Below are 7,685 nucleotides of genomic sequence, written 5' to 3'. Positions count from 1 at the left end.
TAGACCGTCTGCCACGGCCCGAAGCGTTCCGGCAGGTCACGCCATGGAGCACCCGTGCGCAACCGCCACAACACCCCGTTGATCACCTGCCGGTGATCCCGCCACGGACGACCCCGCCCGTCAACACCCGGCAACAGCGGCGCTATCCGCTCCCACGCCGCATCCGTCAGCTCACCACGACCAGCCACAAGATCAATTATCAGACACGACCTAGCAGCCACAGCTCGAAGGAGGGGTGGGAGAGCACGACCTGGACACCGCCCCGGTGAGCCTTGCGCAGGGCTCTCGGGATCTCCCCGTCCCGGTTGTCCTCGGTGTCGCGGTCGAACAGAACCCACTTCTCGTCCCCCGGCCCGGCCACGGAGAGCACCTGGTCCACGGCCTCCTCCGGACGCAGGCCGTCGGCATGCCCGGGGTCGCAGTAGTGCAGATGGAATCCCCGCTCCCCGGAGCGTTGTCCGCCGTAGGCCTCATTGAGCAGGTCGAGGTAGGCGGGTTCGGTCCTCGCCCCCTCACAGGCGATGTAGAGCACCCGGTGCGACCGGTCACCGTACGAGGCGACCGGTCGGCGCGGCGGGCCGCCCGGGGTCCGCTCCCGCCTGCGGCGGCGTCCATACTCCTTCTTCCCCCTGCTCATGCCGTCGCCTTCGGCTCCTCTTCGAGGACGGCGATCTCTCTCGCCAACTCGCCCGCGGTGAGCCGGGGGATCCCCCCGTAGTGGCCGTGCGGGTAGCGGCGTTCCAGGTTCTCGTCCCTGCGGGCCTTCCGGGCCGCGGTGAGCGGGTACAGCGTGCTCTCCCCGGTGGCGTTCTTCAACGCGATCCACACCTGGTCGCGGTCCAGCGGACGTTCCGCCACGGACGGACCGAGCAGTGTGGCGTCGTGGGTGGTGAAGACGAGCTGGGCGGTGTGGGGATTGGCGTCCCGGTCGTGGAACAGCCGGATGGCCTCCGCGGCCAGGCGCGGATGCAGGCTGGAGTCCAGTTCGTCGACCAGGAGCGTGCCGCCCCGGTCCAGGACGTGCAACAGCGGCCCGAGAAACGCGAACCAGGCGTGGGTGCCCAGGGACTCCTGCTCCATGAAGTCGAGGGGGCTGGTGCCTCCGCCGGGCGTGCGGTGCAGGAGCTGGACCTCTCCCGTCTCCGGATCGGTGGTGATACCGGCGATGCCCAGATCGGCCTTGACCAGCAGCCGGACGAAACGGTCGCGGAAGCGGCGGTCCGATCTCCCCTCGGTGAGCCTGTCACGGATCCACCGCGTCCGGTCCACATCGCCGACCTGCGGGTCGGCTGCCCACAGGCTGTCCATGAACCAGCGGTGCAGTGGGGACAGCTGGGGGTGGTTGAGGGTGGCGGCGACGGTGAGGAACAGCGCGTTGGGCCGGGTGAGGGCCGTGTACTCGTCCTTGTGTCCCTTCAGCCCGGTTCCGGGGAACCTGAACTCCCCTCCCTCCGCACCAGGGCGTCCGGCCTCCCGGTCGAACCAGACCTGGCGCCGGCCCGAAGGATAGGCGTGCAGCCACTCCGCCTCCACGCGGTCGTCGGACACCTCGAAGCCGTAGGTGTAGCGGACCGGGGCGTCGCCGAGCAGCAGGTCCACTTCGAAGAGGCTGGTCTCCTCCTACGCTTCGGGAGCAAGCGCGAAGGGCTCCCTCGGGATCCCCGGCTCCTTCGCCCAGTCCGCGAAGGAATCCAGCACCGCCCTGCGCATGAAGCTCATGGCGCGCAGTCCGTTCGACTTGCCGGAGGCATTGGCGCCGAAGAGGCCGATCACCGGCAGCACCTGGACGGGTTTCCCGTCGACGCGGACACCGGTGTCACGGCCGGTGCCCTCGTTGAACTCGGTGGCAACCAGCGACAGCTCCTGCTCGTCACGGATCGACCGGTGGTTGGCCACCCGGAAACTCAGCAGCACGGCCGCCCTCCCTATCGAATGCCCCGACAGACATCTCAGGCTCTTTGGCGCGGGTAAACCGCACCAAAGAGCTTAAGGCGAGACTCCGGGCATCGCCAGGAAAGCGTCAACCCTGGCTGACGGCGGCAGCCGCGGCGCGGCGCTCGGTGGCGGCGATGGTGGCCGAGCCGACCACGCGGGTGCCGTCGTAGAGGACGATCGCCTGGCCCGGGGCGACGCCGCGCACCGGTTCGGTGAAGGCCACCTTCAGCTCGTCGCCGTCCGGGCCGCCGACCAGCTCGGCCGTCACCGGCGTCTCGCCGCCGTGGGCACGCAGCTGGGCGGTGTAGGTGCCCGGCCCGGCGGGCGGGGTGCCGCACCAGCGGGGGCGGATGGCCTTGAGCGCGACCACGTCCAGCGCGGAGGCCGGGCCGACGGTGACGGTGTTGTCCACCGGGGAGATGTCCAGCACGTAGCGCGGCTTGCCGTCGGGGGCCGGGTGGCCGATGCGCAGCCCCTTGCGCTGGCCGACGGTGAAGCCGTACGCGCCGGAGTGGGTGCCGATCCTGTTGCCGTCCTCGTCGAGGATGTCGCCCTCGGCGGTGCCCAGGTGCCTGGCCAGGAAGCCCTGGGTGTCGCCGTCGGCGATGAAGCAGATGTCGTGGCTGTCGGGCTTCTTCGCCACCGCCAGGCCCCGGCGCTCGGCCTCGGCGCGGATCTCCTCCTTGGTGGTGGCGGTGTCGCCGAGGGGGAACATGGCGTGGGCGAGCTGCCGCTCGTCCAGCACGCCCAGCACATAGCTCTGGTCCTTGGCCATGTCGGTGGCGCGGTGCAGCTCGCGGGCGCCGTCCTCGCGCAGCACGACGGTGGCGTAGTGGCCGGTGCACACCGCGTCAAAGCCCAGCGCCAGGGCCTTGTCCAGCAGCGCGGCGAACTTGATCTTCTCGTTGCAGCGCAGGCAGGGGTTGGGGGTGCGGCCGGCCTCGTACTCGGCGACGAAGTCCTCCACCACGTCCTGGCGGAAGCGCTCGGCCAGGTCCCACACGTAGAAGGGGATGCCGATGACGTCGGCGGCGCGGCGGGCGTCGCGGGAGTCCTCGACCGTGCAGCAGCCGCGGGCGCCGGTGCGGAAGGACCGCGGGTTCGCCGATAGGGCGAGGTGGACGCCGGTGACGTCGTGGCCGGCCTCCACCGCACGGGCGGCGGCGACGGCGGAGTCCACCCCGCCGGACATGGCGGCGAGGACGCGGAGACGGGGGGCGGGGCTGGGCGCACCGGTCGTGTCAGTCATAGCGCCCTCCAGGGTACGGGTCCGGGCACGGGCCGATGGAACCGTACGGGTGTTCCCGGGCGTTGTGCGGTGTGTGAGCGAGAAAGAAGCCCCCGCACGCCACCGGGCGGACGGGAAGGGACGGCCGGTGGGCCGCCGCGCCCTGCTGGTCGGCGGAGCGGCGGTGGGCCTGGGCGCCCTCGGGTACGCGGCCCGCGACGACCTGGCCCGGACGTGGTGGAAAGTGCCGGGCATGGACCGGCCGCGCACCGAGGGCGAGGTGGACCATCCGGGCGCGGACTGGGTGCCGGCCTCCGGGGCGAACTGGCGGCGGGCCGACCGGCCCTACGACTACACCGTCGACCGGGTGGTGGTGCACGTCATCCAGGGCTCCTACGAGGTGGCCCTGAAGGTCTTCCAGGACCCGTCCCACCGCGCCGCGACCCACTACGTGGTGCGCACCTCCGACGGGAAGGTGACGCAGATGGTGCGGGAGCTGGACGTGGCCTACCACGCGGGAAACCGCGAGTACAACGAGCGCAGCGTCGGCATCGAGCACGAGGGCTTCGTGGGCCGCCCGGAGACGCTCACCGACGCCACCTACCGGGCGTCGGCGGCGCTGACGGCCGGGATATGCGACCGGTACGGCCTGCCCCGGGACCGCGAGCACGTCGTCGGCCACGTCGAGGTGCCCGGCACCGACCACACCGACCCCGGGCCGCACTGGGACTGGGAGCGGTACATGCGGATGGTGCGGGACGTGCCGGTCCGCAAGGCGTGAGCGGGCTCTGAGCGGGCCGTGGGCCGGGCGCGGCCCACGACCCAGCCCTTACGACAGCCCGGCGCCGCGGGCGCGCTCCACGGCCGGGCCGATGGCGGCGGCCACCGCCTCCACGTCCGCCCTGGTGGAGGTGTGGCCCAGCGAGAAGCGCAGGGTGCCCCGGGCCAGCTCCGGGTCGGTGCCCGTGGCCAGCAGGACGTGGCTGGGCTGGGCGACCCCGGCGGTGCAGGCCGATCCGGTGGAGCACTCGATGCCCCGGGCGTCCAGCAGGAGCAGCAGCGAGTCGCCCTCGCAGCCGGGGAAGGAGAAGTGGGCGTTGGCGGGCAGCCGGCCGGCCGGGTCGGGGTCGCCGCCCAGGACGGCGTCCGGCACGGCCTCGGTCACGGCCTCCACCAGCGCGTCCCGCAGCGCGCCGACCTCGCGGGCGAACTCCTCGTGCCGCCCGGCCGCCAGCCGTGCGGCGACGGCGAAGGCGGCGACGGCGGGTACGTCCAGGGTGCCGGAGCGCACGTCGCGCTCCTGGCCGCCGCCGTGCAGCAGCGGCGTGGGGGCCCACTGCCTGCCCAGCAGCAGCGCGCCGATGCCGTACGGGCCGCCGATCTTGTGGCCGCTGACCGTCATCGCGGCCAGGTTGGAGGCGGCGAAGTCCACCGGCACCTGGCCGACGGCCTGGACGGCGTCCGCGTGCATCGGAATGCCGAACTCGGCTGCGATCGCGGCCAGTTCGGCCATGGGCTGGAGGGTGCCGATCTCGTTGTTGGCCCACATCACGGTGATCAGGGCGATGTCTCCGGGCTCCTTCTCCACCGCCTCGCGCAGCGCCTCGGGGTGGACCCTCCCCAGGGAGTCGACCGGCAGCCACTCCACCCGGGCGCCCTCGTGGTCGGCGAGCCAGTGGACGGCGTCGAGGACCGCGTGGTGCTCGACGGGGCTGGCCAGGAGGCGGGTACGGACGGGGTCGGCCGCGCGCCGGGCCCAGTACAGGCCCTTGACGGCGAGGTTGTCGGCCTCGGTGCCGCCGGAGGTGAGGACCACCTCGCTCGGCCGGGCGCCGAGGGCGGCGGCGAGGGTCTCGCGCCCCTCCTCCACCGTGCGCCGGGCCCGCCGTCCCGCCGCGTGGAGGGAGGAGGCGTTGCCGACGGCGCCGAGCTGGGCGGTCATCGCCTGCACCGCCTCCGGGAGCATGGGGGTGGTGGCGGCGTGGTCAAGGTAGGCCATGGTCAACCGATTCTACGAGCCGCCCGGGCCACGGCGGGAGCGAGGACCGGCCAGTGGACCGGTCCTCGCTCTCCCGCCCCGGAAAGCCGCGAGGCGGGCGGCCGTCCTCAGTCGACCTTGTGCTCGGCCTGGAACATCCAGTGGTGCTTCTCGAGGTCGGCGATGACCGCGATGAGGATGTCCTGGGTCACCGGGTCGGGCTTCTCCGTGGCGTCCATGCGCTCGCGCATCCGGTTCACCACGGAGGCCAGCGCTCCGACCATGACCTCGACGGCCTTGTCGTCCTGGTGCCAGCCGCTCTCCACGCCGCTGATGCCGCTGCCGGACGCGAGCGCGGAGGCACGGCCGTCGGGGGCCAGACCCAGGGCCGCGGCGCGCTCGGCGACGGTGTCGGAGTAGGTGCGCGCGGTGTCCACGACCTCGTCGAGCTGGAGGTGGATGGAGCGGAACCGCGGGCCGATCACGGTCCAGTGGACCTGCTTGGCCACCAGTGACAGATCGACCAGGTCCACCAGTGCGCCCTGCAGCGCCTCTCCGACGACCTTGAGGTCCTGGTCGGGCAGTGTGCTCTTCACGGCGTACATCCGTTGACCACCTTCGCTTCTCTCACAGGAGGATTTTGTCGCAGATGGAGTTTTTCGCGTTGTCCGTCCCTTTTCAGGTTACCCGTGAAGGGCTCCGCCACTCCCGTGCCGCCAGCCCCGCCGAGCCGGTCGCGCACCGCGTTCGCGCCGGTCGCAGCGGGTGCCGGGGCACTGGGGGCGACATCGCTACGTGTGCCCAGCGCCGCCCGGCGCATGCGGAAGCGGCCCGGCTCCCTCCGGCGGGAGGGAGCCGGGCCGCGAAGCGCGCGACGGAGACGGCGGCCGGGTCCGGGTCCGGGCTCAGACCGGCAGGGTGCGGGCGAGCTGGCGGGACTGGGCGACCAGCCGGTCCTCGCTGTCCCAGACCTCGGCGTCCTCCTCCAGGAAACCGCCGGCCAGGTTGCGGGTGGTGACGGCCACCCGCACCGGCCCGGGGGCCGGTCGGCGGCGGACGTGGACGGTCAGCTCCACCGTCGGCACCCAGCCGGACAGGCCCAGCTCGAAGGCGGTGGGCGGCAGGGCGTCCACGGCCAGCAGCAGGGAGAGGGGATCGTGGTCGCGGCCGTCGGCCAGCCCGAACCAGCCGCGCGTCTCGCCGCGCCCGCTGGGCGCGCCGACCGCCCAGCCGACGGTGGCCGGATCCAGACGCAGGTCGATCTGGTGGGTGATGGGCGGAACGGCGGACGGGTCCATGCCGTCCGCGGCCCCCAGGCAGCTCTCGTACGGCGGGATCTGCGGCGGCTTGGCGCTGGTGCGGACGTCGTCGGGCAGCGCGGCCAGGTCCCCGTAGCTCGCCAGCACGCGGATGCGCTCGACCTCCTGCCCGTCCTCGTCCCGCTGGAGGAGGGAGGCGGTGCCGGTGGACAGGGTGCGGCCGGCGCGCACGGCGGCGGTGCGCACGGTCGCCGGGCCCGGCCGGGAGGCGGTGAGGTAGTGCGCGGTGATGGAGAAGGGGTCGGGGTGCGGCAGGGCGTCGCCGATGGCCCGGCCGAGCAGGGCCAGCAGATAGCCGCCGTTGACGGCGTGCCCGATGGTCCACTGGGCGGAGAGATCGGCGCCGTAGACGCCCTCCCCCTGTGCTGTGACGGCCGTGTCGCGATCGAACGCGCTGGTACCGATGGTTGCCTCGGTCATGGCAGTACACGGTACAGGTTTTCATTACCGACCAGTAGCCAAGTCCCGGCAGAACCTGCCCGCGTCTGCTCAAGCCTCCTTCTCGCTCTCCTCGGTCCGCCGGCTGCGGCGGTGCCAGGCCCGCGGCGCACGCCAGTTGCAGCGCAGGGCCAGCAGCCGCAGGACGAAGGCGAGGGCCGCCGCCGCGCCGCTGGTCACCCCGTTCAGCTCCCCGGCCTTGATCAGCAGCGCCACCGCCGTCGCCCCGACGACGGCCGGTACGGCGTAGACCTCGCGGTCCCAGCGCAGTAGTGAGGGCACCTCGTTGGCCAGGACATCGCGCAGCACGCCGCCGCCGGCGGCCGTGGCCAGGCCCATGACGACCGAGGCGGTCAGACCGAGCCCGTAGGCGTGCGCCTTGACCGTGCCGGTGACGCAGAACAGGCCGAGCCCGGCCGCGTCGAAGACCATCACCGCCCGGTTGATCCGCTCCACCTGCGGGTGGAGGAAGAAGACCAGCACCGTGGCGGCCAGCGGGGTCAGCAGATAGCCGAGATCGGTGAAGGCGGCCGGGGGCACCGCCCCGATCACCAGGTCACGGAAGAGCCCGCCGCCCAGCCCGGTGACCGAGGCGAGCAGCGCCATGCCGACGACGTCGAAGTTCTTGCGGACGGCGAGCAGCGCGCCGGAGACGGCGAAGACGAAGATCCCGGCCAGGTCGAGCCAGTGCTGGACGGAAGGGGTGAACAGATCCACCCCCCGGTTGTAACAGGCGCCGTACGCGCGCCACCGCCCGCCTCCGGCCCTTCACGGGCGCGGAGGCGGG

The 7,685-nt window shown here is 72.7% G+C and carries 10 protein-coding genes; 1 reads left to right on the top strand and 9 read right to left on the bottom strand.

The features are described 5' to 3' along the window. From LJ221_RS11795 to mnmA, 5 genes are all read right to left on the bottom strand, one after another. On the bottom strand, window positions 1-188 hold a 188-nt coding region (locus LJ221_RS11795), incomplete at its 3' end, for a transposase (RefSeq protein WP_241716095.1). Between the two features lie 11 nt (window positions 189-199). Continuing rightward, complete coding sequence (locus tag LJ221_RS11790) at window positions 200-637, bottom strand: RloB family protein (protein WP_241716093.1); 438 nt, start codon at window positions 635-637, stop codon at window positions 200-202. Continuing rightward, window positions 634-1,599 (bottom strand): ATP/GTP-binding protein, encoded by a 966-nt coding sequence (locus LJ221_RS11785; RefSeq protein ID WP_241716091.1) that lies wholly within the window; start codon window positions 1,597-1,599, stop codon window positions 634-636. Before LJ221_RS11785 ends, LJ221_RS11790 begins: the two co-directional genes overlap by 4 nt. Window positions 1,600-1,620: 21 nt before the next feature. Then, the gene (locus LJ221_RS11780; RefSeq protein WP_241716089.1) at window positions 1,621-1,914 is read right to left on the bottom strand and encodes an ATP/GTP-binding protein; all 294 of its coding nucleotides are present in this window, start codon (window positions 1,912-1,914) and stop codon (window positions 1,621-1,623) included. Window positions 1,915-2,020: 106 nt separating this feature from the next. Next, entirely contained in the window at window positions 2,021-3,184 is a 1,164-nt protein-coding gene (gene mnmA / locus LJ221_RS11775; RefSeq protein WP_241716087.1) for a tRNA 2-thiouridine(34) synthase MnmA, read from the bottom strand. Window positions 3,185-3,257: 73 nt separating this feature from the next. Here mnmA and LJ221_RS11770 point away from each other — a divergent pair, with 73 nt between their 5' ends. Further along, window positions 3,258-3,944 (top strand): N-acetylmuramoyl-L-alanine amidase, encoded by a 687-nt coding sequence (locus LJ221_RS11770; RefSeq protein ID WP_241716085.1) that lies wholly within the window; start codon window positions 3,258-3,260, stop codon window positions 3,942-3,944. A gap of 48 nt (window positions 3,945-3,992) precedes the next feature. Here LJ221_RS11770 and LJ221_RS11765 read toward each other — a convergent pair whose 3' ends face one another. The 4 genes from LJ221_RS11765 to LJ221_RS11750 form a co-directional block, all read right to left on the bottom strand. Next, window positions 3,993-5,162: a cysteine desulfurase family protein gene (locus LJ221_RS11765; RefSeq protein ID WP_241716084.1), complete on the bottom strand. Its 1,170-nt coding sequence runs from the start codon at window positions 5,160-5,162 to the stop codon at window positions 3,993-3,995. A 107-nt stretch (window positions 5,163-5,269) separates the two neighbouring features. Continuing rightward, entirely contained in the window at window positions 5,270-5,746 is a 477-nt protein-coding gene (locus LJ221_RS11760; RefSeq protein ID WP_241716082.1) for a Dps family protein, read from the bottom strand. A gap of 300 nt (window positions 5,747-6,046) precedes the next feature. Next, the gene (locus LJ221_RS11755; RefSeq protein ID WP_241716080.1) at window positions 6,047-6,880 is read right to left on the bottom strand and encodes a thioesterase family protein; all 834 of its coding nucleotides are present in this window, start codon (window positions 6,878-6,880) and stop codon (window positions 6,047-6,049) included. Window positions 6,881-6,949: 69 nt separating this feature from the next. Further along, window positions 6,950-7,609, bottom strand: coding sequence for a trimeric intracellular cation channel family protein (locus tag LJ221_RS11750; RefSeq protein ID WP_247719931.1), 660 nt, complete (start codon window positions 7,607-7,609; stop codon window positions 6,950-6,952). Between the last annotated feature and the right edge of the window lie 76 nt (window positions 7,610-7,685).

Source organism: Streptomyces sp. CNQ085 (genome assembly GCF_022614595.1).
In the GTDB taxonomy this organism is placed as follows: Bacteria; Actinomycetota; Actinomycetes; order Streptomycetales; family Streptomycetaceae; genus Streptomyces.
The sequence above is the reverse complement of the archived record's forward strand: the minus strand, read 5'-3'. Positions and strand labels throughout refer to the sequence as shown.